Annotated in this window: 12 protein-coding genes; 4 read left to right on the top strand and 8 right to left on the bottom strand. The window is 55.5% G+C overall.

Features of this window, described 5'->3' with window-relative positions:
- The first annotated feature begins 275 nt into the window (after positions 1-275).
- Genes C2862_RS05250 through C2862_RS05235 form a run of 4 tightly spaced genes read left to right on the top strand, consistent with a single transcriptional unit; the run spans position 276 to position 5,801 of the window.
- Complete coding sequence (locus C2862_RS05250) at positions 276-1,616, top strand: tyrosine-type recombinase/integrase (protein ID WP_136219050.1); 1,341 nt, start codon at positions 276-278, stop codon at positions 1,614-1,616.
- Positions 1,609-3,459, top strand: coding sequence for a phage integrase SAM-like domain-containing protein (locus tag C2862_RS05245; protein ID WP_136219049.1), 1,851 nt, complete (start codon positions 1,609-1,611; stop codon positions 3,457-3,459). Before C2862_RS05250 ends, C2862_RS05245 begins: the two co-directional genes overlap by 8 nt.
- A gap of 1 nt (position 3,460) precedes the next feature.
- On the top strand, positions 3,461-5,371 hold the full coding sequence (locus tag C2862_RS05240; protein WP_136219048.1) for a hypothetical protein: 1,911 nt from the start codon (positions 3,461-3,463) through the stop codon (positions 5,369-5,371).
- Positions 5,361-5,801, top strand: a complete 441-nt coding sequence (locus C2862_RS05235; RefSeq protein WP_136219047.1) for a hypothetical protein — start codon at positions 5,361-5,363, stop codon at positions 5,799-5,801. Before C2862_RS05240 ends, C2862_RS05235 begins: the two co-directional genes overlap by 11 nt.
- 114 nt (positions 5,802-5,915) lie before the next feature.
- On the opposite strand, the gene C2862_RS05230 is transcribed toward C2862_RS05235, so the two are convergent.
- The 8 genes from C2862_RS05230 to C2862_RS05195 all read right to left on the bottom strand — a co-directional run bounded on the left by C2862_RS05230 (position 5,916) and on the right by C2862_RS05195 (position 24,669).
- Complete coding sequence (locus C2862_RS05230; protein WP_136219046.1) at positions 5,916-6,629, bottom strand: HNH endonuclease; 714 nt, start codon at positions 6,627-6,629, stop codon at positions 5,916-5,918.
- Entirely contained in the window at positions 6,626-8,389 is a 1,764-nt protein-coding gene (locus C2862_RS05225; RefSeq protein WP_136219045.1) for a DUF262 domain-containing protein, read from the bottom strand. Before C2862_RS05225 ends, C2862_RS05230 begins: the two co-directional genes overlap by 4 nt.
- Before the next feature lie 99 nt (positions 8,390-8,488).
- Positions 8,489-10,474, bottom strand: coding sequence for a hypothetical protein (locus tag C2862_RS05220; protein ID WP_136219044.1), 1,986 nt, complete (start codon positions 10,472-10,474; stop codon positions 8,489-8,491).
- A gap of 8 nt (positions 10,475-10,482) precedes the next feature.
- A complete protein-coding gene (locus C2862_RS05215; RefSeq protein ID WP_136219043.1) occupies positions 10,483-15,495 on the bottom strand; it encodes an Eco57I restriction-modification methylase domain-containing protein in 5,013 nt (1,670 codons plus the stop codon).
- Positions 15,496-15,499: 4 nt separating this feature from the next.
- Positions 15,500-18,364, bottom strand: a complete 2,865-nt coding sequence (locus tag C2862_RS05210; RefSeq protein ID WP_136219042.1) for a helicase-related protein — start codon at positions 18,362-18,364, stop codon at positions 15,500-15,502.
- 6 nt (positions 18,365-18,370) lie between these two features.
- Positions 18,371-23,704 carry a DEAD/DEAH box helicase gene (locus C2862_RS05205; RefSeq protein ID WP_136219041.1) on the bottom strand — a complete coding sequence of 1,778 codons (5,334 nt, stop codon included), beginning with the start codon at positions 23,702-23,704 and terminating at the stop codon, positions 18,371-18,373.
- 26 nt (positions 23,705-23,730) lie between these two features.
- The gene (locus C2862_RS05200) at positions 23,731-23,898 is read right to left on the bottom strand and encodes a DUF1778 domain-containing protein (RefSeq protein ID WP_136219040.1); all 168 of its coding nucleotides are present in this window, start codon (positions 23,896-23,898) and stop codon (positions 23,731-23,733) included.
- Positions 23,899-24,432: 534 nt separating this feature from the next.
- Positions 24,433-24,669: a helix-turn-helix domain-containing protein gene (locus C2862_RS05195; protein WP_373888245.1), complete on the bottom strand. Its 237-nt coding sequence runs from the start codon at positions 24,667-24,669 to the stop codon at positions 24,433-24,435.
- Positions 24,670-25,164: the final 495 nt, after the last annotated feature.

Genomic DNA, 25,164 nt, shown 5'->3' with positions numbered 1-25,164 from the left:
CACCATTCGGTCCTGCTGTCTACGGCTCTCGCCTCCCGGTTCTCACTCAGCCCTGAGTCAGCTAGCCTAGCTAGCTACTGTCTTCGTACGTCACTTCCCAGCGTTTGATATAGCACGAAATAAGTAATTCGCAAGCGTAACCCATTGATTTTAAAAGAATATTTTACATAGCTCCGGAAGTTGGCCGACAATACAGCTGCGTCGGCAGCTGCCGCTTCCAGTCCACGACTGCGTCCCGACGAGCCTCTGCAAGGCCGAGCCAAGACGCAGCTGACATGGGCCGTACGACGGCTCTAGTCTCAGATTCGGCAAGCCCAGCAGTCATTTATATTTTTATGCATTTTTTCGCCCCTCTTATAAAGCGACGAATTGATAAGGTCTCAAAAGTATTATTTCTAATGGAACTCTACTTCTTCGACCCCAAAATTTTTGACAATCTGCCGAATTCAGAACGCAAGAAATACACTGAACTCATCAACTCCCTTGCGATACCCGCCGGCCGTCCATTCTTTCTCGACAAAAACCACGTCCCAGACAAAGAATTGGATGGCTTTTGCTCATATTTACTTGAGCCACGCCGACGTAGCCCGAATACCTGGAGGACTTACGCGAATCAAATTTCTTTATTTTTACGATTCGTCGAAGCACAGAAGAAAACTTGGAAAGATGTGACTCGAAAAGACCTCCTTACTTACTATCGCGTTCGCACTACAGGCGACTTCCAAGATGGGAACATTATAAAAGGACAATCTTGGAACGTGACAGCCTCAGCGGTTGTGCATTTATATGAATATGGCGTCGAAGCGGGAATCGTCGAGGTTCTCCCATATAAATATCGGAAATCGAGAGCCATGTTCGGGCGCGGGCATACAGAAACCTCTGAGCTTATTGTAAATACGATTCCTGAGCGTGTTAACTTTATTAGCATCACCAACTATAAGACCCTTTGGCGCCCAGCCTTAGCGCAACAACGAAACGCACAGCGAAACTTAGCCCTATCAGATTTGCTCATTACGGTTGGCTTACGCATATCCGAGGCGTTGTCGCTTCAAACTCATCAATTACCGGACCCCGATAATATCAAATTCGCGGGTAAGAAGAGTGTGTCAATCCGGGTTGTTGGAAAGGGAAGCAAGCCGCGAACAGTGCTTGTACCCAAAAGAATCATGCGCGCATTACGTTTTTATATCGACGAAGACCGTCAAACTGCCCTGAAGGCCTTATCTCGAAAGAAGAAGAAATACAAACCCACAAATCATGTCTTCTTAAGCGAAAAAGGAACAAGGCTCTCTGCTCGTGACGTGCAGCGTTTTTTCGCCGGCATATCGAAACGTACTGGATTAAGATTAAGTCCACACGGCTGCCGGCATACCTTCGCGGTGTACCAGCTAGAAGCCATGATAAAAAGGATGGCCCTCAACCTGCGCGAACTTAAGCAGCACGGCGCCGACGCCTATCGACAGGTCCTAAACGACCCATTACGACAACTGCAGCTATTGTTGGGACACTCGATGTTATCGAGCACCTATATCTATCTTGATTTCCTTGAAGAATCTGAAACGCTTGTCGATGAATCTTTGAATGACTGGAGCGACTGGGAACGACAGCATGGTTAAGAAACGTATTGAATTCTACGAAGTAGTTGAGACTGAAAATAATGTCACGACACTTGGTAGCCTGGTGTTGGATAAGCGAAGTACCTTAGGCGCAAAAGCACTAATCGACTTAAGAAATTTTTCGTGTTATGAGTTTCTCTCGAGAGATTTGTTAGCAGCCTTGGACGAATATACAAAGCCTAAAAAATTAGCTAGCGACCATAGCTTTATAAGCTATGGCCAAGCTATCCGCACGCTATTGAGGTTCTGCACGGAATCCTGTCAGGTCTCTGAATTTCGCATGCGCAATATAGATACCGAGTTTTTACTCGAATTTCGAAGCTATGTGCGACTCACATTCTCAAACGACACAAACGACCACCGCCGTCGGCTTTATGGAAATATTGAAAGATTGATTAAGGCCGCACAAGAACTAGGCTTGGTGTCTACTGAGCTTTGCGCGCCAAGAAACTTCAAACACTCTAAAAAAATAAAAGGAACTCTGCCTTACACCACTAGCGAAGCCTTAGACATCGAGGACGCGTGTCGCACGCATATAAGGGCGACGTTAGAACGTTTGGACAAAGGAAAAAAAATTTTACAAAACGGACAAGACCCTAGAACCAGAAGCCCTAGAAAAGGAAAATCGCCACTAGCACCTGAAGAACGTTTGTGGAATCAACTTCCAAATTTACTATGGTTTGTTGTGAATGTGATGGATGGCATGTATGTCCAAAACGCCGGAACTGCCAAACGTGGCCTCTCCTCTTTTAACAACGCAACCAATGGGGCCTATAAAGGTCCCTATCGAAAATCCGATGTTTTCTCGTATCTTTATCCATTCGTAGAGGACTTGATACCTTTCGTTAACTTACTAGCCAAGACAACCGGAAGAAACGAAACGTCGATATTGACATTAAGCAGAGACTGCTTGGAAGAGGTTGACGGGCGTTACTTGCTTTGGTACAAAAAGCAGAGAGGCTCAAGCAAACTCTACAAAAGGCCAATCTCAAACGAAGGGATGTTTTCGCCTGTTGGCTTAATAAAAACTTTACTTCAGATAACCAAGCCGCTGCTAAATCTAGCAAAACCAGAACATCGAGAGAATTTATTTCTTGGATTTACAATTAAATCAAGGGGCGCCGACACGGTCAAGCCGATAGACCCATCATACTTAAAATATCAGATGAATAGAAGAGGCGGTTGGTGTGACCGTAATGAGCTCATGACGGAAAGCGGAGCACCGCAAAAGGTCTCACTTCGTCGATGGCGAGTCTATTACCTAGTCAAGCGCTATCGCACTCATGGCCAGTTAAGCAAAGTTAGTCGTGACGCAGCACACACACTATTACGAACGAGTGTTAGTTATGTAAATAACGAAAGTATGACGCATGTACATGAGCGTGCGACGGAAAACGGAATTCGTGCAGCTCTGAGTGTGGCGCGGCCGACAGTCGTTACGGCAGAGTCTCCCGATGAATTGGCGGAGACACTAAGGTCTTCCAAGCAAGAAGCTTCTAAGCTTCTGCAAGGAGAACAGGATGTTTTTATAGCCGCGTGTAAGGACTTTTATAATCGGCCAAACGGCGAAAAAAATACTCCCTGCGACAAGCCCTGGGCTTGTTTGGGATGTTCCAATGCCGTGATTACTCGACACGTGCTGCCCAGAGTCGTTGCATTTAGAGATTTTATATCTCAGCAACGAACTGAGCTCACCCAAGAGGACTGGCAACAAAAATTTGGAGACGCCTGGATGGTCCTGCATCAGCACGTACTACCAAAATTTTCTGACGAAACTATTGCCGAAGCACAGCGGTGTGCAAAAAGTGAAGTATTTTATTTCCCCATTACATTAAGGGCGTGATATGCGCGAGGTAGGGTATGAAAGTCTTGAGCCCATAACAGCGGAACTAGCGAAAAGCCGTTTTGTAAAAGCAAACCTGCCAGTTTCTGACAAATCCAAATTCGGGGATTCAATTTGGGATATGTCGTCACAGGTAACTTTACCAGGAATAAGCAAGTACCAGAAAACTTGGGATTTTTCGAGAATTCCGGGATTCCCAGCAGGGTTTTCGCTTGCGCTCGCAGAGTACGCGTATGCTCGCCTCTACACTCCTGTTATCACAAATGAGAGAGAGGTTGTTTGGTTGACTGTTCATAACGAACTTATTGTCCTGTCCGAGTTTGCAAGTTTCTGTGCCAACAACTTCTTAGAGGACTTTGGCAGCATCGACGTAGTACATTTGAAAAAATTTCTTAATCTGTTACGCTTTGAAACTAATGGTGTGGCAAAGTCGGAAGAGAGGATTTCTTACATCTTTCGTGTTATTTACCGCTTTTGGGAATATGGTGCGCGAATAAGCCGCCCAATCCCCAGTCTGCCTTTCGGAAAGAAACACGAAAGAATGTTCAAATCGCCAGCTCGAGTCCCAGAGGAAAATTCAACACCAGTAATTCCTGAAGCTATTTTTAGTGCCACGGCCTCAATAGCGTTAGATTACGTTTTGAAATATAGCACAACAATAGTTGCGGTCTGGCGTGAATTACAGCTCTTCTGGAACTCAAAGCTTGTGCCACGTAATCTTGAGCAGGTTGTTTCGCTTCGAAAGCTCAGGAGGAAAGCGGCAAAAGTGTTAGTAGAGAAACCGGCTGGCTGGCGTTTAGACGGCTGGTCATCATTGGGGGAGCTTTATGCCGAGTTACATCAATTAAGAACCGCCTGCACTATCGTTATCCTAGCCTTTTCCGGCATTCGCATCTCCGAACTGCTTTCGATTGAAGCAGGGTGCTGTACCACTGAGCAGTATGAAGACGGCCATACTCGGCGATATATAAATACCTTGCTCCATAAGCACTGTGAGCGTGGAGCGAAAGACACATGGGTCGTAATACAAGAGGTAGTGGACGCGATTTCTGTTCTGGAACAACTTACTGAAAAGGTAAGAAGTGCCACTGAAGACAAGCGTCTTTTCCTAAGTGATGGGACCGGTCATTTCTTTGGCATACATAGGGATTTCTCACTTGAGAAAGTTTCAGAATATACAAACGGGGCGATAAATTATCAGCTAAACTCTTTCCGAGACCATTGCAACAAATTTCTTCACGCGAAGATTCCATGTTGGCTTGACGATACTCTCGCAGTATCCGTGCAATGGGAATTTAATACTAGACAATTCAGAAGAACACTAGCGCGATATATTGCAAGGCAGCCTTTTGGCTTAATTGCTGGAATGCGTCAATATAAGCATGTAGAAGTGACGGTGTTTGAAGGATATGCTGGGCAGGAACCTGAATGGAACAAGCTACTGGAGAGTGAAAGAGTACTGGCGAGTATTGATTTGCTTGACGAAGTTGCGTTGGATTTATCAAGTGGAGAATTAGCTGGAAAACTTGGAGAACACCTAAAAAAGCAATTTTTTCTGGAGTTTAAAGGGCAAGCTGAGGATTTCGCGCCTTCCCAAATCGCAAAATGGCTAGCCAACTCGCAAAAACCAATCTTTGTTGGCAAGCTTAACTTCTGCTTTTTCGAGCCCAAAAATGCAGCTTGTACTGATTCATCCTCATCACGTCCGATTCTCAATCACTGTCAGCCGGATATCTGCAGCAATTCATGTATTGGAAAACGCCACATAGCAAAATGGGAAGCACAAGCGAAGCAGGCGGAAGACCTTGCATCGCTCCCCAAGATAACGAAAATTCATCGTATCGCACTCATAAATGAAGCAACAAAATTGCGAGCGGTAATCGATACTTACGGAAAGAAGGATGAAGGATAAAACAAAACAAGCTATTACAGATGCTCTCGACAAGCTCGCATCAGCCAAACCCGCGCGAACAAATGGAAAAATCACGGGATTAAACTTAGCTAAAGAGGCAGGCGTTAGCAAAGCGACTCTGTACCGATATCTTAACGACCACATCGACCTCCAGACTGAATATGCTACTCTCCGCAAAAACGGAGTTTCGGAAGAAGATGTAGTTCCAGAGACTTTAGAGCAAGCATATCGTCTAGCGTCTGAAGAAGTGAAAATGCTTCGGTCGGCTTTGTCTGATGAGCGAGAGGCAGCTGCCCAAGCATCTAAACTTCGAGCGAACCAAGTTCTGCTTTTATGGCTGGAAATCGAACGTTTGCGAGAAGAAAACGAAAAGCTAGCGTCCTCACTAGCCAAGAGTGCCGCATTGCTGAGGCCGAGCAATATTGAATGAAAGGCTAGTGGCTTAACGGTTCCATAAATGCTTACGGTCTCTGGCATTAATGCTCTATGAAAGCATGGAATAGCACAAGTGGTAATACTTTAAATTACTACAATAAGGTCGTGCTCAATAGCGAAATTCGTTATCCCGATGAAACGTTAAGTACGAAATCTGAGCCGGCTTAACGTTGTGGATTTGCCAATCATTTGAGATTCCTAATTGAATTTGAGCCGCCGCCTGCAGGGCGTTTGAAACAATCAGCTTTCCTTCATTTGAGAATGAAATCCAACCACCGTCGAACAGTGCATCAACGTGGGGAGCGAGCAGAAGCCCATTGAATACATCCAGCCTCTCGTCGTCGCTCAGGCACTTAGCCCAGGGTTTGATATGCGATGCTCGCAGCAAGGCAGGCACGGCGAGGCCGGTGACGCAACAACGTCCCTGCCAGTAATCCATCAGCGCATTTCGAAATAGGTTTTGGCCTACACGCTGTACTACCAGTCGCTCGGCTTCAGTCGTTTGCGGCAGGTGTAGGGTTCCATGTCGGAACTGGTCCGCGACACGATTGGGCATAGTTCTTGCGACGGCTGACGCACGTTGAAGCGTTGCATAGAGCTTGTCCAAGTCGGCCACGAGGAGGACACCACCGTCAGCGCCATCTAGCAGTGCCGGTGTCGAAGCTGAGACACAAAATCCGCCGCCGCTGGCATGCACAAGAACCACTTCGGGGAACTGGGCCGAGCGTAGCTCTAGCCCGCCATCATTGAGCAACAATGGTGTACGCTCAAAGCCGCAATCTGCGGCGGCCTTCTCCAAACGGAGACGCTCCAGCGGGGTCATGCCGTGCTGTCCGCCAGCTTCTCGTAGCCTGCGCGAATCACTCGGGCAATAAGCGGCCTTCGCGCGGCCAGGAACTCGTCGTAGGCCATGCTCCACCAACCGTCAGGCAATGCGTGCCACTCACACATCCGAGCCAATTCATCGGTCGAAAAGCGTGCCGCATACTGGGGCCAATAGCTAGCTGGTGGTCCATCGGAGATAGCGATGTTGTCATCCCACTCTACCAGCGCGAAGTTCGCTATCTGATTAATGTCGCGAATGCTTTCGATGCCCTGCTTCTTCAAGTAATGTTTGGGGAACAAGTGGTGACGCTCCAGTGCCTTCTTCTGTCCCTGCGCCGGCGGGTCTAACAGGTCAGCCACCGGGCTTTTCGAAAACAATGCACGCGCGCCCAACAGCGTTTGTGCCGCGTAAAAACCGAACAGCGCCGGACTGCGTCCCGCGGAGGTCGCAAGGTCCATGGGCAGCGTCTTGGTCCAGTAGTCGTCAGTGAGCGTAGCGATTTCCACTGCAGCCAAGCGTGTCAGGAACTGGTCGCCGGACTTGAGTTCGCGAAGCGCCGCTAAGTCCTGCTCCATTCGCGACTCCGGCGATGCAGTGAAGCGACCGGTCAGAAGCGACATGTACAGCCAGCGCGCGATGGCATTCTTGAGTTGGAATCCCTCCACGCCGTATTCTGTTCGGCCAAGTAAGTAAAGTTGGTAGGCAAACACCAACGCATTGACCGAACTGATAGTTTTCTCACTGCGGTAGCCCGCCGCGCGCACGATGTTGAGGAAGTCGGCCCAATAGGTGAGATTCAAGACACGGGCCTGGGCGCCACGCAGCTTACTGAACTGGCTGTCGCGCAGACCAGGACTGGCCTCGCCGGTCGCTAAATCCTTACCACGCAGTAGTGAATACACATTTTCGAGCCGCGCGCGTCGGAAGGCCACCCCGACGTCTACTCGCAGCAAATGGTCAGGGTCTGGTTGAAAGATTTGATTGAATGGGCTGGGCTGTCCCGCTGGAGCGGGCTGGCGCGCGGCGCGGCAGAACTGTTCCAATTCCGAACGACCATCATCCCAAAAGACAGACATCAGGGTCAGGATAAAGTCCGATTGGTTTAGCTTCTTGCCCTCGCTGTTGATGCGCACGAAAACATCGGCTACCTGCTCCTCGGTGCATTGTTGCGAGAGCTCCAGCGCAATAAAGGGGAAATTCGTTAGGCCAGCTAGGCGCCCAATCGCATCGGCAATCTTCTCTTCCTCGGCATCGGACACCTCGCGGGCCGCCGATAAACGCTTTAGATATTCGGCGATAGTTTTATGCGTGGGGCGGTTGAACACTTCGGAAATATCGACGATATACTCGGGGTCCCGCTCAGTGGTTGCATCAGGTACGGCGAAGATGCCGCTCTGTGGTCGGAAAGCAATCCGGATATGCTCACGCTCAAAGTTCTCTCGCAGTACAGCTTCACGCCTGATAACCGCATACAAAGACGTTAGACGCTGCTGTCCATCTACGATGAGTAGCGAAGGCGTTTTTTGCTTGTTCGAATCGCCGATAACTTTGGTATCGGCGCCCTCCGCTCCGGTTTGCCAGAACAGGAAATAACCGACCGGGTAGCCGCGGTACATTGAGTCAAACAGGTCTCGTACTTTAGCATTTGCCCACACAAACGGGCGCTGGATGTCCGGCAAGCCAATGCGACCGAGGCCGATGTCATTGATGAGGCCGCCGAGGCTGTAGTGAACTTCTTTAAATAGAGTATCGGTCATAATCCTAAGAAATTTTATTTTTAATATCGGATTTAGCACTGCTCACAGTCATGGACATCGTCCTGCATAGTGCGGTGACATATGGCATTTTACTTTTTGTCACTCGAATCCCGGCAATACGGGCATAAGCTCTCGCTTAAATAAGAGCTTTTCATCACAGCCTGGCTCCAATTCCAGGACGACATTCGGCTCCCCACGGAGCTCTTCCGGCGGGGGCGAAGTAGTCGTCACGATGAATTGAAACGGGATGGCGCCGTTCCGGCCGAGTTGCTCTGCGGCCTCCGACACCATCAGAAAGAACTCTCGGTACAGGCGCTCGCTCATATCAGCCTCTCGTGGGCAGTCATGGACCAAGAAGCCGGGATGGCTGCTTGCTTCCGACGTGGCCGAGTCAAGCAAACAGACGATGTCGCCCAGGAGCACTTCCAGTACCTGATACGCTTCACCACCACGTGAAACCTCAAACGGCCGAAGCTCATGGTCCGGAACAAATCGAGCGTGCCCGGCAGCCCCGAGCAACCGCGTTGAGACACAGGAGGTCAAGGATTTGATTGCATCGGCACGAGAGGACTGCTGTAACCGTCGAACGCCTACCGAAGTTCGTAAGCTACCTAAGTCCGACTCGAGCTCCTGCTGGCGCTTTCGTGCTCGTAACAAATCGGGAGAGTCGATGCCTTGGACTCTTTGCGAATGCAATAACTGAAGTTCATCCCAAGACCTTTTCAGAAGAGTGCGGGAATTTTCGCTCGTTGCGATTCGAACGTGCAGCCTTCGCAACTCAGCCTTCTTGCCCGAAATCCGTTGAGATTGCTCGGATATTGCCGTTGTAGTGTTCTGGAATTCAAGTTCCAGTTGAGCCAGCTGCTGGGCAAGTTCCGAAGCGCTTGCCCGTACTTCTTTACCGTCGCGATGCCAGGTCATGCTGACCGCATCCTTTCGGTCTTGAATATGCCGACACATCGAGAACTCGACGTCACCGTGGTCACACCGGCCGCCAGCAAGTCCCTCTAGTCGGTCACGCAACGTGGTCAATCGCTCAAAGTCGGCACGGTTCGCGTTAAGGAGCGCCTTGGCGATACCCACCTCAAGCTCGGCCCGCCGAAAAACATTATTCAAACTGGCAAGACGAATTTGTTCCTGTGCGAGTTGCTCTTCGGCCTGCTCGACCTCACGCTCTAAACGGTTTTCCTCTCTCTCCGCAGCTGCCAATGTGGCCTGCAAACGAGATTCGACTGATTGGCCAACGGTCGTTACGTGCAGCGGCTCGCCGTCATCGGCTCCAAGCCGGAAGCGCAACTGACGCTCGGCATGAGCGAGCAAAAACACCGGTGCGCGCTCCAATTCAGGAATCCGCTCCTTACCTTGGTCGAACTCAACTTGTTTTGACTCAATTTCGCGAAGAAGCTTGTCCAGCCCGGTGTCGATAAGTCCTAATATAGAAGCGACGAACAGTGGTGGGTCGCGCCGCGGCCTAGGAAATCCATGTCCTTCGCCGTCCCGCCAATGATAAAACCCGTCAAAACGAGTCCTCTGGTCTCTAATGCACCAAGCCAGCAAATGGCGCCACTTGAGTGGCTGATTTGTACCTGGTAGCGATTGCGCGGCAAGACGACCTATCGAAAACCGCTCCAGTGCCTTGAGGTATCCCGAGAAATCATTCGAAGCCTCCCCTTGAAGAAGCAACTGTAGCTCGTCGCACTGCGCAGCTAGCGAGTGACTGTAAGCGCTATAAGGTCGAAAGACCAGCCACGTCGCGTCTTCAACGTGGACCTTCGCGGCCACGCCTCCTTTGGGGAAACCTCCTACCGCCTTCTCGCGCAACGTTGCGATGGCAGGCGCATCATCCCCCAGTACATATCGCATCAGTAGACAGAGCGAGGTCTTCCCGACTCCGTGGCCGGCGCTGGTCAGGCCAGGGGACTCACTTGTTGCTGATTCCTTGGCCCAGACAATGTTAAGCCCCTGGTGCAGTTCAATGGCACGTGTCAGCACCAGTGGCTCGCGGGACTCCACCAGCCAAACGGTTTCAACCCACAGTCGTGGATGCTTCCGAACGGGTCTGTACTCCTTGAGCCAGTGTGTCATCGTGTCCCCTAACGTGTCCCAGTAGCCCTAAGTGCTGCAGAACCACCATCAGTAGCTGCTTCCTCTGCCAATAGGCGCCGCGACTCTGCGGCTAGTAACAGTCGAGCGATGTCGGTGTGTTCCTCCAGCTGACTTATGTCACGTGGAAGTGCTTCCCCGCCGCGCTTAAACAATGACTCCGTTCCCTCCGTCTGGCGCACAAGGACTGAGATGGCCTCAAGGCGCTGAACAATGGGGCGAACACGCTCCAGCAGCGGCACCACATCCGCAGGGCCTTGCTTACTCATCAGGGTCGCAAGCAGTTGCCCATCCGCCGGTTCAAGATGCTCCTTCGCAGTAGCCGAACGGGCAATAAGGGATTGGAGTTTCGATACAGAACATCCGCCAGGACAATGTTCCAGGAGTGCGACGATGAGTCCTGCGAACTTGGCCTCCTCTGCGTTTCGAATCAAGCCGTGTTCGGAATACTGCATAGGCACGGCCGAAGTGCCTGGAGCTTCTCGCGACGGCATTGCGCTTTGATGGTCCCATGTCTCCATCACCAAGCGGCATGTACGGTATTCGCCGAAACTGCGCTGCTCGCTTTCTTTGAGCACGCGGAAGGTTTCGCTCGGGTAGCCGGCACCCATCACATCGGCCGGCTCGAGGATATAGCGCAATTCATCACGAGTCAGGCCATAAAGCCGGGCGTAATAGGCGTCGAGTTCGGCCCGAAGCCGGGCGCGGCGCGCTCGGTCCCATGCAAAGGGCTGGCCGCTTTCGGCCGCGGGGCGCAGGTCGTAGGCGGCAAGCTCGTCAGCCCAAGGCTTGAGGTCGTGCGAAACGTAAGTTAGTTCAAGAACACGAGGAACGATAAAGTTCAGGTCGGTCGGCGTGTACCGGTCGGGAGGAAGGACGGGAAGCTGTTTCAGATAGCCGTAGGTCAAGTGCGTGCCGCCCACCTTTTGTCGCGCGACGTAATCGAAGACAAGCGATTGCCAGTTGGCCAGCATGGCCGCTTGGAGCGACGCATCCTCATCGCTGAAATACAAAGGCATCGTGTGCCCGACCGCCACGCGAGGTAAAACCGTACCAATGACCGTCCGAACCTTCTCGACGCCCGTAATGTCCCGCCAGCCCATTAGCCACCGCGGACTACGACGCTCCATCCAGCTATCGAGTAAGTCACGAAGCGCGCTCGCTAGTGCGGTAGCACGCAGGGTTTCCGCTAATACCTCCAACTCATCATCGACAAGACGTAAGTCAACGCTCTGCGCGGCCCACCTAGGGAAATCGGCTATTGCCCTCTTCGTCGTTAGTCCTTCTGCACGCAGCACGTCATTGAGAAGAGGAAAGCGGGTCTTTAATTCTGCTTCGGTGAGCGTAACGTGACGCAAGGTCTGTGCGGGTGTCCAAACTGTGGCTGAAAGCGGCGTACCGGAAGCGCGTAGAAACAATTCGCCGGTTACCCATTGGGCCAACGCACGCAACAGGTCAGTTAGTGCGGCGTCCTCTGCCTCATACTTCTCTACATTTTGTGCCGCATGCATGGCCAGCCAACTCCGGGCCACGCGCGTGGGGACACGGGCGATACGGGCCAACACTTCGCGCTCGTCGACCCAATATCGTGGGCTCACTGTAAAGCCAGCGTCGGCTTTTTGTGCGGTGGTGACATCAGCGGTCTCAACCTCACCTGCCGCGCCATTCGGAGCATCAACAAAGGTCGCCCAGCGATGGTCAAACTGGTGAATCATCTTCGCTTCGTACAGCGGTAGCATCCGCTGTAGCTCGGGGGTTACGGGCGTGTCCTGGAACAGACCGCTATCGCCAGACATATGGAACATCGTCTGAAAGCGGATACCCCATGGATTCACGTCAGTTTGTAGCTCCTCGCCAGATGCATCAGTGACAGCCTCCTCGATGAGAACCGGCGCCGCGCGATAGAGCTTCTTAGTCAGCTCAGCGTCACGTTCGCTACGAAACACCGGGCAGGTACGTGTATTAGGATTGATAAGGGCAAACTCTTCTGGCGTAAGCCGGAATTGACGCCGCGTGTCATGAATTTGCTCGGGCTGGCGGGCGAAAAACGCCAAAGTAGCCGGCTCACTAGACGGGCTTCCGCCTAAAGTAAGCAGCGCGAAACGAAACGCATGGTGCACAGATGGGAACACGAACTCCTCGTTCTCCAGGCACAACAGGCTTCGAAGAAAACCACCGACAGCTAACTGCTCAAAGTATGCCTTTGTCGAGTCATCGGTCGCAATGCCAGTAGGGACTATGAAGCCTGCTCGTCCAGTCGGTGCAATGGCTTGTAGGAAGGACTCAGCAAACAACGCATATGTATTTACGTCGCCGACACCTGTGAGCGGATAGCGCCGTCCATTGTGTGCGTATAGGCTGGCCGCTTCTGCACCGCGTCGCGCGGCAATAAAACTATCGTACAGCGCCATCTCCGCTCGATTCGGCGGGTTAAGACCTTCGGCTCGTTCGCGGTCAGGATTCACGCGATGCAGCAGTACACCTTCGCGTAGCCATTCGATGCGCTTGGCACGTTCGGCCTTGTTCCGAGCCTCGGCCACAAGCGGGCTACGGGTGGCGAAGAACTCCTCCTCCTGCAGTTTGATGCGCTCCCAAGGCGGGTTGCCCAGCATCACGGAGAAACCACCCTGCGCTGCGACTTGCGGGAAAGCCAGCCACCAGTGAAAAACACCGTGTTGGCGGCATAGCGCTTGGGCCGCGTCTTCTACATGAGCTCGAGGCGGCTCGCCGCTGAACACACCCCACAGATAGCTCGACAGCGGTACGATGTCTTCTGCTCCTGCTAACTTGGGCGCCAAGAAGGCAGCCATATAGGTGTCAGAAAGCCGGGCAAATGTGCTGCGATGCGCATCAGCGTCCGCAGCTACCCAGGCTTGACGCTTGGCGGCTAGGTGCTCGGGAGTGTCGTCGTCCAGTGTTTCCACCGATACCGCTTGCGCGGCCAATCCAGTTTTCATGAATAGGTCGCTGCCAGCGATTGCTCGCCAGCTCTTTAAGTCTGCCTTGTTCTGTTTCTTCAGTGCGGCAGCCACAACCTTGTCGTCCCCCGAGAGCACTGTGTAAGCCTCATCAGGAATACCGTTTTCCAGCACCTTGGGGTCCAGCACGCCTAGCAGCGCATCGCCCACACGCAAGTGGTGGTCGATAAAGCTCAGTGGCCGGTCCGGCGAATAGGCCTCGAGCCACAACGCTGTTTTGGCAAGCTGAATGGCCATTGGATTCTTGTCCACCCCATAGATGCAACGACTGACCACGTCGCGCAGCGCATGGCGGTAGTCAGCGGGCGTGGGGGCACCGCCCTCGCGCTCGGCGGCGGCGCGTTGCAACGCCACCTCGTCAGCCAGGCGGCGCGCGGCAGATAGCAGAAAGTGGCCACTTCCACAGGCGGGGTCGCAGATGGTAAGCGCGAGCAGTGCGTCTACCGGACACTGCGGATGAGTCTTAACCGTCTGGCCAATGACAGGTTCGAGCGAGCTTTGGATAAGTTGCTGCACCAAGCTGTCGGGCGTGTAATAGCTGCCGGTGAGCTTGCGGGTGTTGCCTTTGGTGCTCGCATCGGTAGCGTCATCGCCGACAAACGCCAGGCGTGCACTGGCGGGACTGCTCAACCCCTGTAGGTCGGGTACGAGTTCCAGCAGGCTTTCGTAGACGCTTCCTAATTCCTCCGGCCCCATATCACGGTAGTTGACGCGCGACAGACCGTCGTCGACATGGAACCAGCCAAGCTGGAACACGGCGGCCAGCAGATGGTGATTGTCGAGCTGGGCTCCGTCCAGGCGTGGGCACTGGTCTAAGCTGAACAGACCACCAAGCGCAGGCAGGCCTAGCGCAGGCTCACCAAGAGCCAGTGCCCCAAAACTAATGGTGAGCGCCTGCCAGAGGTCAGCATGGCGGTCGTGCTGGCTGCGGCGCACTGCTCGCTCGCGCAGCCAGGTGAGCGAGTAGCCGGCGAGGTAGCGGGCCTTGGCTTCGTCTGTGGCCCCGGGTGCAAAGACCAGGCGCTCGCCAGTGGCACGGTCGAGCCGGTCTTCCACCGTGGCTAGAAAGATGAGACGGTAGACCAGTCGTAGCAACTCTTCAAAGAAGGCCTGCCGGTCGTAGCCACCGGCCTCTCTAGGCGTTGCGTCCTGCAAGGCCGCGCGCAACACGCCATTGGCCGGGTGTGAAAGGAAGCCGGTGCCCAAAGAGCGCAATGCCTCGGCCACCTGATAGCGCAGCTTGCCCCGCACGGTAACGCCGGCTTGCTGGCCGGCGGCACGCCAACGTTCCCAAGCGCAGTCGGTAGGAGCGGTTTCGGCATAGCCAAAGCGCGAAGCGTGGGCCAGGAGCCAGAAGGCACTAAAATCGGCTAGCAGTTCTTCAGTGAACAGGGCTTCGAGGTCGACCTCGATGTAGGCCGGACGGGTAAGACTGGCGTTATCGCGCAGGATACGAAGTGTCAGTCCGTTACTGACGATGGCCCAGAGTGTGTGGTCACTGGCATTGAGTACCTCCTGTGCCAGCATAAAGGGGCTACGGCGGCGGGTGCGGCCAGTGTCGGGGTTGGTCTCGCCATAGCGTTCGGCGCCAACGTCTAGCGGCTGGTCAAACCCGGCGAAGACCAGGGGAACACGCCCACTGTTGCCGGCATGGCCGATGGCGTAGTGGTGGCCGGCGTGCTCGATAGCCGGACAGCTGGCAGCGTCGTGGAAGTGCAGAACATCACGCAGCAGCGGCAAGAGCCATTCGCGGACAGTGAAATCGTGGCTCTGTACATCTCGGCGCTGGCGCAGCGACTGGAAGTCGTGCCAAAGGTTCAGTGCAATCTTGAAGTCACGGGCGATTTCGTCACGTAGCTTCAGCCCCTTCGCGATGCGGTAATGGCGTTCAGTCTGTTCGCTGGCATTTGGGTCAGCCAGCAGAGTAAGACGAGTAAGCTCGTCGGCAGGAATGAGACCGCCTTCGATGCGGATAGCCCGATAGGCGAGCTGATGGGTGAGACGGGTGGCGTTGCGGCGGGCCATTGTATCAGGCTCCCAAAGCGGTGGCGGTGGTGGCTGCGCCGGCGTCTGGCAGCAGGACATACAGACCCATCACATCTACGGGCAGGCTCGCGGTGACCTGATAGCTGCCGCGGCCCTCCGCTGCTTCGCGTACGCGGCGGTGGTCTTGCAGCAAGGCCTGAGCACGGGCCTTGGCGATAGATTCGAGCTGTGGCTGCCAGCTGGGCAAGGCATCAAGCGCGGATTGCAGCTGGCGGTTACGTAACGGGGTGGGCATGTTACGAATCGCTTCCGCTCCCAGCAACTGCCGTGTCTGCTCGGGAGTGAGTTCGGTGAAGGCGTCGGAACCGTTGACGGCGACGGCTACAGCTTCCTCGCACATCAGCAGCCGTTGGTGCTGGCCACGTGTGACAGTGAGCTGATGGCGGATGCGCAGTAACAGCACTGTGGTCTTGAGTGACACAGCGTTCACGAATGCCGTGCCGGCACGTGCCACGCCAGTGTCCTCGACCGCAGCTTCGTCCAATGCCTGTTCCAGCAGCGTGTCGGCTAATACCGCTACCAAGGGGTGGGTGCGATGGATGAAGTTGGTACCCTGAGCTGCAGGCTGATGGAAGTCAATGCGCAGCGTGCCGGACAGGCCCTCGACTGCGAGACGTTCTCGCACGGCCGGTGGCAGGTGTTCGGTAAGTAGCTTAAAGTGCTGCCTCACAGGTTCCAGTGCGGCACCGAGCTGGGCCGCAGCGCGGATGACGAAGCGTTCGACCTCAGCTTCACCACCAAGTATGGCAGCAGATTTGTGCAACTCGGGAAGGACGTCCTCGGGCTTGAGGCGGCGCTGAGCAAAGATGCTATGGTTCTGCTTGGCCTTTTCCATAGCGCTTTGCCAAGCGAGGTCAATTTCTTTGGCTGGTTCACCCCAAAGGTCCAACTGAGATTGATAGGAAGTTGCCGAACCCTTCCGCAGCAACACTGCATTCATTAGTGCCTGCGTGAGCTTGCCCTCGTCGTCAGGCATAGGCACGAGTACGCCCAGCTCTTTGCGGATGCTCTCTGCCTTGCGGAGGATGACCTGTAGCACAGCGCCATCAACCGCGTTGTCCTCACCGTAGAGCATGGTACTGCGCACCTCGCGTGCCTTTTGGCCAAAACGGTCTACTCGACCTTCCCGCTGTTCATGACGAGTGGGATTCCAGCTTAGGTCATAGTGGACAACGGCGGTGAACAGGCCTTGCAGGTTGATACCCTCGGACAGACAGTCGGTTGCTACCAGCACACGGGTCTCGCTATCGCCCAACTGCTCGACTGCTGCTTCGCGTTCGTCGGGCGTGAGCTCGCCGGTCACGGCTTTAATGGTGGCGGACTTGAATCGTTCCTGCAGTGCCGCGGCCACGTAATGCGCGGTGGCGATGTAGCGGCAGAAGACGACAGGCTGGAAACCATCCTTTAACAGCAGGGCCACGTGGTCCTGGAGCTTGGCGAGCTTGGGGTCGTTCTGCTGGCCCGCCAGCGCCGCGGCGTTGCCCATCAAAGCCTGCAGTCGCTGACTGTCTTCAGTCTGCGCTCCTGGCTCAATGTCGTCGGTGGACAGGGCATCTTCCATACCGTCGAGCACCCGGTCTACGGCTTGGGCTTCGAAATCTTGGAGCGAGGTGGTTTCAGTTTCGCCGCCTTCTCCCATCGCCCCTTGCAGGCGAGTACGCAGTGCGTTGACTGCAGCCGCGGGCGATGACGATATGCAGCGCAGCAGGGCCAGTGCCGCCCACCAATTCATACGCTGCTCGCGTAGGCCTTGGCCTTCAGAGCGTTCGACAAGCTCACGAGCATAGGTGAGCACATCGTTAAACAACTGTCCCCACGCACCGGTCAGCTTATAGGTAATTTCAGCGGTACGCCTTTCGGGGAACATCGAGGTGTCCTGCCACTCGGCGATGTCGGGCCGGCGACGTTGGATAAAGTGGAGCGACAGGGCTTCACGTAAGTCGCTGCGCTGGCCGGCCGGCAGGGATTTCAGCTGAGTAAAGTCTGCTCTTAGCAAGCCAAGAAGATTGAAGAAGGCATCCTCATCACCGCTATGGGGGGTGGCCGTGAGGAGTACCAAATGGCGCTCGGCATCGGCGGCAAGACCTTTGAGCAACTGGTAACGCTGCTGGCGGCCCTCACCACCTTGCGTGCAGGTGTGAGCCTCGTCAACGATGACGAATTCGGGGCAGAAACGCTGGAAAGCCTCGCGGCGGCGCTCGGACTTAATGTAGTCAAGGCTCACCACGGTGTAGGGATAGGCGTGGAAGACTGAGGTACCGGGCGGTAGGTCTCGCTCCAGGCGGTCGGCGGTGTTGGAACGTACCACCACTGCAGGGATATGAAAGCGTTCGGTCAACTCTCGCTGCCACTGCTCGCAGAGATGCGGCGGGCACAGGACTGTCATACGTTGGACCTCGCCGCGGTCAAGCAACTCGCGAGCAATGAGCGCCCCCTCGATGGTCTTACCGATACCGACGTCGTCCGCAATCAGCAGGCGCACGGTCGGCAGCTTGAGCGCCATCAGCAATGGCACTAGCTGGTAAGCGCGAGGTTCGACAGCGATGTTGCCGAAACTGCGAAAAGGGCCCGCACCATTGCGCAGCTTTAACTGCAGTGCGTCCAGCAGCAGTTGGCTGGCAGCGTGGCTGCGCGCCTGAGCGACCGTGGGCCACGGGAAGGTGGCGGGCTCGACTGGCTGACGTTCTAGCGGCAGGTAGATAAGGGTTTCATCGCGCTCGCCGCCCCCCAAGGGGCGCAGGCGCAGCGTCTGGTTGTCGAGTGTTTCGGGTCGGGGCAGAACTATCCACTCACGGCCGCGGGCTGCAACGAGGCTGCCTGGAAGGAATTCCAGAGTTGGGGCATTCATATCAAATCAGGTTTTGCCGGGACCAAAAAGGTCGGCGTTATTCTTGAAAATGTCGGGCCAGTGGGCCTGCTCTTTAGGAAAGCGAATAACCAAGTAGCCAAGCTCGTCCAAGGTCCGGTTTATGGCGGCGTCCTGTACACGCTGGGCTTCGGTTTCGTGGTGCGGCCCATCAATGAAGACGGCTAGGTTCATCTCGTCATAGAAGAAGTCAGTGCAAACTTTGGCTCCAGTGATAGTGTGCTGGCCACGGTCTGGCTTACGGTAGCCGTGCTGGATGACATGGTCCAGCCAAGCCTGTTCCAAGTTACTGCCGGCAGTCCGGGCGAGTTCGGCATCGTGCTGTTCCGGTGTGCGCCCTTGCGTGCCCTGATGGGCGCGAGCCCGAGTCAGGCGGCACAAAATGTCGAGCAGCAGACCGCTTGCATCCTTGTCCTTGCGGTCGATGAGGGTATGGTCCGGCTGGTTGTAATAGGACAGCAGGCAGCGGTAGCAGCCAGCTTCGCACAACGGTTTGCCTTCGTGGTCGAGTTCTTCTGTCAGCGCATTTCGGGACCATGCTTGGCCGGCCGGCGGCCCTACAAAATGCATAACGTCCAGAGCCTTTGCGGCGACGGCCGACAAGGCATCGGGCTCTGTGGCTAAGCGGGTGAGCACGCCGGCACCGCCCTCGGCCGCCTCGAACAGCAGGATGGACTGGCGATTGTCGCGCGTGGGCAGGGGCTCGGCCATCAGCTCGCTTTCTTCTAGCTGGTAAACGGCCTCGATACCCCGCTTGAGTGCGTATTGCAGAGTGGTCAGGGTCTCGGCTTTAAGCTCGCCAAGGCGCTGGTGCGGGCGCACGATAAGAATGTTTCGGCGGTCCTCGACGTAGGGCACGATGCGTTGCGGTGGCGTCTTGTCGGGTGGCGCTTCACCTTCGTTCTCCACCTCGCCGTTGCCGTCCTCCACCCCGCCGACCCAGTGGCCGGTGACAGGATTCATCATGAAGCCCCGGATGGACTTCTCCTTACGTCGGCGCCAGCCGAAGTTCATGCGCCAAACGGTGGCGGATGGACCGTACTGCAATTCCAACAAAGGGCCTTCATCGTCTACGACCACAGTGGTGACCATATTCAGCGTCCCCTCGGCCTCCGCAAACTGGAGCGTGGTCTGCATCTCGTAACCTTGGCGTACGCGCTCTTCTTCGTTGGCGGTGATGCGCTCGGCGCGCTTAGTCGAAACGTTCTCGATACGATAAAGACTCTTTACCTCCTGCGCTCCCGACAACGAGGCGCCGCAGGAGACGCAACGGTCGGCATCGCGCTGTGAGCGGAAGTGGCCGTAGCCGCAAGTGGGGCATAGGCGGGCAACTTCAGTGGGTAGTCGCGCGCCCTCGCTGACCTGGTCTTGGCCACTGATAGTCAGCAGGGCCTTAGTCACCCTGTACTGGCTGCCCTCGTGATAGATGAGGCTGTAGGGACCGAACTCACCGAGCGCAAGAAAGCGTGGGCGGGATAGAAAGCTCTCGCGGCCGATGCTGCCCCGCCGCGCTGGCAGATAGGCCAGCAGAGGCAAGCGCGGGAAGTTGTAGCCGGGCAAGAAGCCTTGGCTGGCAAGGTAGCGATAGGTATAGAAATCGGAATTAAAAGCGCTATCGCCGGCCAGCAGCAGGTCTCGCTGCTTGCGGGCCTCATTGTGGCGCTGCTGGGCTTCGCGGCGCTCACGCTCACTTGCGGCCGGATTGTTTTCGATTTTGAAGTTCAGCTCAATAGCCTGAGCCGTAGCTCGGTACAGGTCGCGCCAACGTTGCAGGGCATCGTTGAACTCAAGATACGCCCGTTGAAAGACCGTCTCTGCCCAGTGGTCGCTGTACCAAGGTGCGTTCTTGGGTGTCAGCTCATTGGCCAGCATACCTAGCACCTTGAGCCCTCGTTTATGCGCCAGCTTCTTGGCTTCAGCCTTGTCCAGGTCAGCGGCCACTTCGTCGATGATGGGCAGCTTCTCAGGTAGATTCATGTCCAACAGGTCACGAACGCTGTTGCCCAGGCGTTTCCCGGTCTCAGCCAGCCAAATGGCATGCATATGGCTTTTAACCAGCTCCAAGTTCGCCAGGTCCAGCGTGGGCGCGTTGACCTGCCCGTGCACCATTCGCACAGGGTCGCGGAAATAATACTGGTCGTGCGGAGACTGGCTGGCGCAATAAGTGATGACCAAGGCCGGCTGCCCAGCGCGGCCAGCACGACCGCTGCGTTGTGCGTAGTTGGCCGGTGTGGGCGGTACGTTGCGCATGTAGACGGTGTTCAACGATGAGATGTCGACACCGAGCTCCATGGTCGGAGAGCAGAACAGCACTGGCAGCCAATCGAGCTCGGTGCCATTCTTCTTTCGCCATTCGTCGCGGTCCTTCTCGGTGTAGCGGAAGCGGGCTTCTCGCTCCAGCCTGTCCTCCTGCTCCACCTGCGCCGTGTGCTCGCGGGCTTCGAAATCGAAGAGCTGGTGCACTGGACTGGCAAGCAGCCCAGCGATATTGCGATACAGGCCACGGAAAAATTCATTGCCCTCGGCTTGGCGCTGGCTCTGACCCGCACCCACTTCCCACAGCAGTGTCGTGCCGTTCAGCTGCCAACCAGTCAGGCCCACGTCCGTTTCTTCGCGCTTAACTAAGCCATACGACTCGGCGGCTTTGAGCAGCGCAGCGATGACGTCTGGATAGGTATGGTCGTCGATGTCCCTGTAGTAGGGATTGCCTCCTCCCCAGGTGCTACCCTGCCGCAGCATTCGACCAAGACGCGAACGGCTCGAGCCGATAACCAAGAAGTCCTCGACCTTCACTCGGCGGCCGCGACGGTCGGTTTCTTCGCGAGGGCGGGAAGTAACGAACCAGCGCGCGGTTATGGGCCGCTCATCTTCAGTGAAACCCCAGGGCTCTCGGAGGTTAGCGTAGCTCTGCGTCCGCAGTTGTTCGAGCTCCGTGCGGTCCAGGTAGCGTGTGGCGATGCACAGGCCTTGGCGCATGAAGTCGAACAGGGCTCGTAGCACGACGGAGCGCTCGGCGGCCGTAGCCGCCTGGAGCACCCGCGGTGCCGTGGCCCATTCGGACGCATCGGCGGCGAGGTCTTCGATGTCCTGGTAGCTAATGCGCACTAAGCCCAATTGCTCTAGGTTAGGGTTATTGAAGCGCCAACCACGCCGTAGGTCAAAAAATGTGCGGTAGCCTAGGATGCCGCGCATGGCCTCCTGTACTTGCCGCCGCGTGTTGCCCTTAACCTCAGGCTGCTGCATATACTCAGCACGCACGGCCGGGTCGTCGCGGTGGAAGCCCAACGCGTCGAACACAGCATTTGCGACCTCGCGCTCTGACAGGGCCTGGCCACCGCCTTTATGCACTGCGGACAACAACGCGGCCCGGGTCAGCAGTACCTGCAGGAAGTCGTTGAAATGGCCGGCCTGCAGGGCCGCATCCTGTCGGTTGTCGGAAAACCCTAGGACCTTCTTGGCGTCCGGGGACAGTTGCTGGTCCTCTTCGTACAGGTAGCGCAGTGCCGACAGCGTGAGCATCGTCGTGGCGGAGCTGCGGCCTTCGCCCGACAGCGACGTAAGGCGCAGGGCATCTTTGCCAGACGACGTGTGCGACACCCCACAAGCCAAGCAAAAACGGAAGGCGCCGGGGATGAACCAGGCTAGCAGTCCCTTGTCTGCGGTGGTGATGCCGTCAGGCCGTACCTTGACCGATTGTGGGATGAACTTGCGCTGGCCTGATTTGATGCGCCACTCGCCATCGGCGCGCTCCTCCAGCCAGGTTTCCGGGTAGCGCTCCAGCACCTCCGGGTCCCACAGGCCGCGGCCGTCGGGCATCAGGAACCCGAACTTCACCTGCTCGTCATCATGTTGACGCTCGTCGATGCTACGCACGTTGAAAGCACGGCCTTCGGGGCCGTCGGTATCCCACACCGGGATGTATTCCTGGCCGCAGTCGCGGCAAAAGTGCACGTGGTAGTACCTCCGCTGCCGCTGGTCATCTCCAGAAACGAACTGTTGCCCGTCGAGGGTGATGGCACGGTGGAAAGGTGCCTCGAGCGTCGTGTAGACCTTGCCACCGCCAGCGATGAACTGGTGGAGTTTGAAGGCGAAGAGGCTCTTGCCGGAGCTGTCGGTCACGGCGTAGGCACGCAGCATGAATTGCTGGAGGTAGGCCAAGCAAGTCTCTATTGACTCCCTCGAGGCCTCGTGGAGCGACTGGGCAGCATCTGCAAGTTTGCGCGGGCGAGCGCGCCGGGGCTTGTCGTCCTCGTAAGTCAGGCCCAAGGTGAGCTCGACCCACACCGACATGGGGTGCGCCGCCATCGCTTCAAACTCAAGGTCCATGGGCACCCCGGCGCGGATGGCGGGACCGAGCTGACTCTGCACCGTCTGGAGCGTCTGGCTCTCTGGCGTTGTTCGACGCAGAGTTTCTGTGATGACGTTACGTTCGGGGATGGGCGTGCCGAATAGACGCCGAGCGACATTGGCCACGACAGCATTACGCTCCATCTGGCTGCCTTCAGACGCCATCGTGGCCGAGGTGCCGATGCAGATGAGTTCGCTAGAAAGTGCTTCACGCACCCGCCGCACTAGCAGCGCGACGTCGGCACCCTGGCGACCGCGGTAAGTGTGCAGCTCGTCGAGCACCAAGAAGCGCAGCCCCCTAGCATTGCGCATCACGGCCTTGTCGATGTCGTTCTGCCGGGTCATCAGCAGCTCGAGCATCATGAAGTTGGTTAAGAGAATGTCTGGCGGCGTCGCGGCCATAGCGTGACGCTCCTCATCCCCCTCTTGTCCGGTGTAGCGCCCAAAGCTCACGGATTGCGTCGCAGGGTCCGAGCCCAGGAATTTCTTTAACTCCTCAAGTTGGGAGTTGGCCAGCGCATTCATCGGATAAATGACGATAGCGCGCGTGCGAGGTGTTGCGTCGACCTTTTTCGCCTTGAGGCAAGCATCGACGATGGGAATGAAGTAGCTAAGGGACTTGCCAGAGCCCGTGCCGGTAGTCATGACATAGCTCTCGCCGGCCGACGCCAAGCTGATAGCCTCAGCTTGGTGCTGGTGCAACGGCAGCGTCATGCCGGCAGAACTAGCCGACTTACCCAACCGGAAGATGGCCGAGCATTCCTCGCTCAGTTGTCCCGCTTGAACGAGCTCGTCGACGGTGCCACCTGACCGGAAGTTCGGATTGATTTGAATGAGCGGCTCAGGCCAGTAGCGTTGGCTGTCGTACTCACGGTCGACGTACGCCCGAATGTCATCGGCTCGGATGCGCGTAAAGCTACGAGTAAACTGTTCGTAGTCAGCAACGATGTGCTCACGAAACTGAAATACGTCCATCAATCCCCCTAGTTGACTTAGCGGCTCTACGGCTGCTTATTCGGCACAGCTACTTCATGCGTAGTGCAGTGTTGCCTCACAAGCACTTCAATGAAGTTTGCGATTGTTCGGTGCTCGCGCTCAGCGGCTAATCGAATTAGTTCCTTTAATTCCGGGGTTATCCGAAGATTCAGCGTGTCAGACTTGCGTTCCATATTGCAGATTGGCAAGAGAAAATGTACCGCAATTGTAACGCATGCCTGACTTGCCTTGGGGACAAAAATTGACGTTATTCCATCGAAAGGGGGTAGACGGACAGCACCGAATTTGCCCTTAATGACTGGAGCGGCGAGAGACGCATATAGAGGGAGCAATTTGGTAAAATTGCTGACCTAACTCGAACTCCTCTAGGGCCAGATTTCGCGATACCTTACGTCCTCAAGTAAGGCGTTACGCGTCAAGGTTTCTCATCGCCTGTCATAGGTAGGGGCGTAAACGTCGCCAATCGCGAGTCTACTCCCGGCCCGCGCTCTCGTACTCAGGACGCGAAAAGCTCGGCTCATAAGCATGCCATGTGCGGCTTCGGCGGTAAAAGCGGTCCTAGTGCCGCCGCCTCTATTCAGCTAGGTCAGTGTGGCAAATCGCGTTCTGACTCTGTTCTGACTTCACTCAGACGGACGAACCAGTCATCAGCCGTCCTTGGTGCCTCGGGATTGAGTCCTGCGCAGTAACGCGCCACTTTGCCAAACTCACCCGGGCGCATCTCTTTGTGTATGCGCGTTTGCGATTCCAGCCTCAACTGCCTCGAGAAAGTCTGAAGTCGAGACGCCCATTGCCGTGCACCATGCTCGTATCTCGACTAGGTCTAACCGACGCTGGCCACTCTCACATTTGCTAATAAACACTTGCGTGACGTTCAACTTCGACGCGAGCTCCATCTGAGTAAGGGGTACCTGCTCACGCATCTCGCGAAGAACTCTGAGCATGACGCCGTACTCTCGTGTGTAGATTGTCTTTTCCATTGTCGGCCGTTGCTTGCTGGGAGCAACAGCTTGCACGGAGCTGATATATATTCCAAAATCGAATATTCCAAGATAGAATATTGCAGATTCCGTTGAGCGTTCCTGTGCTGCTACCTCGAACTGCTAGTTCGGCGGAAAGTTAACTATCGAGCCGAGACGAGTGACTCTTGGTAAGAAAGAAATAGCAACGTCTGCGGTGCATCGGCTCCGTAAGTTACGCATCCACCCTGCGCTTTTTGAACGGGCCGCCACATTTCCTTTATTAGAAGTGAGTTTGAAAATTGAAAGTTTCAACATTACGCCTACACACGCCTGGGTTGAAGTCGAACATTATCCAAGCCATCGAGGCGCTTGTCGCATATGCAGAGCGGCATAAAGACCATCGTGTCCACAACATGCAATTTCCCGAATTTTGCGGGATAGCTGGTTTTCCGCCAACTACAACACGAGAGGAAGTCG

The sequence above is a fragment of the Massilia sp. Mn16-1_5 genome, assembly GCF_004798585.1.
Lineage (GTDB): Bacteria > Pseudomonadota > Gammaproteobacteria > Burkholderiales > Burkholderiaceae_D > Telluria.
Note: the sequence above shows the minus strand (reverse complement) of the source record. Positions and strands in the feature narration are given on the sequence as shown.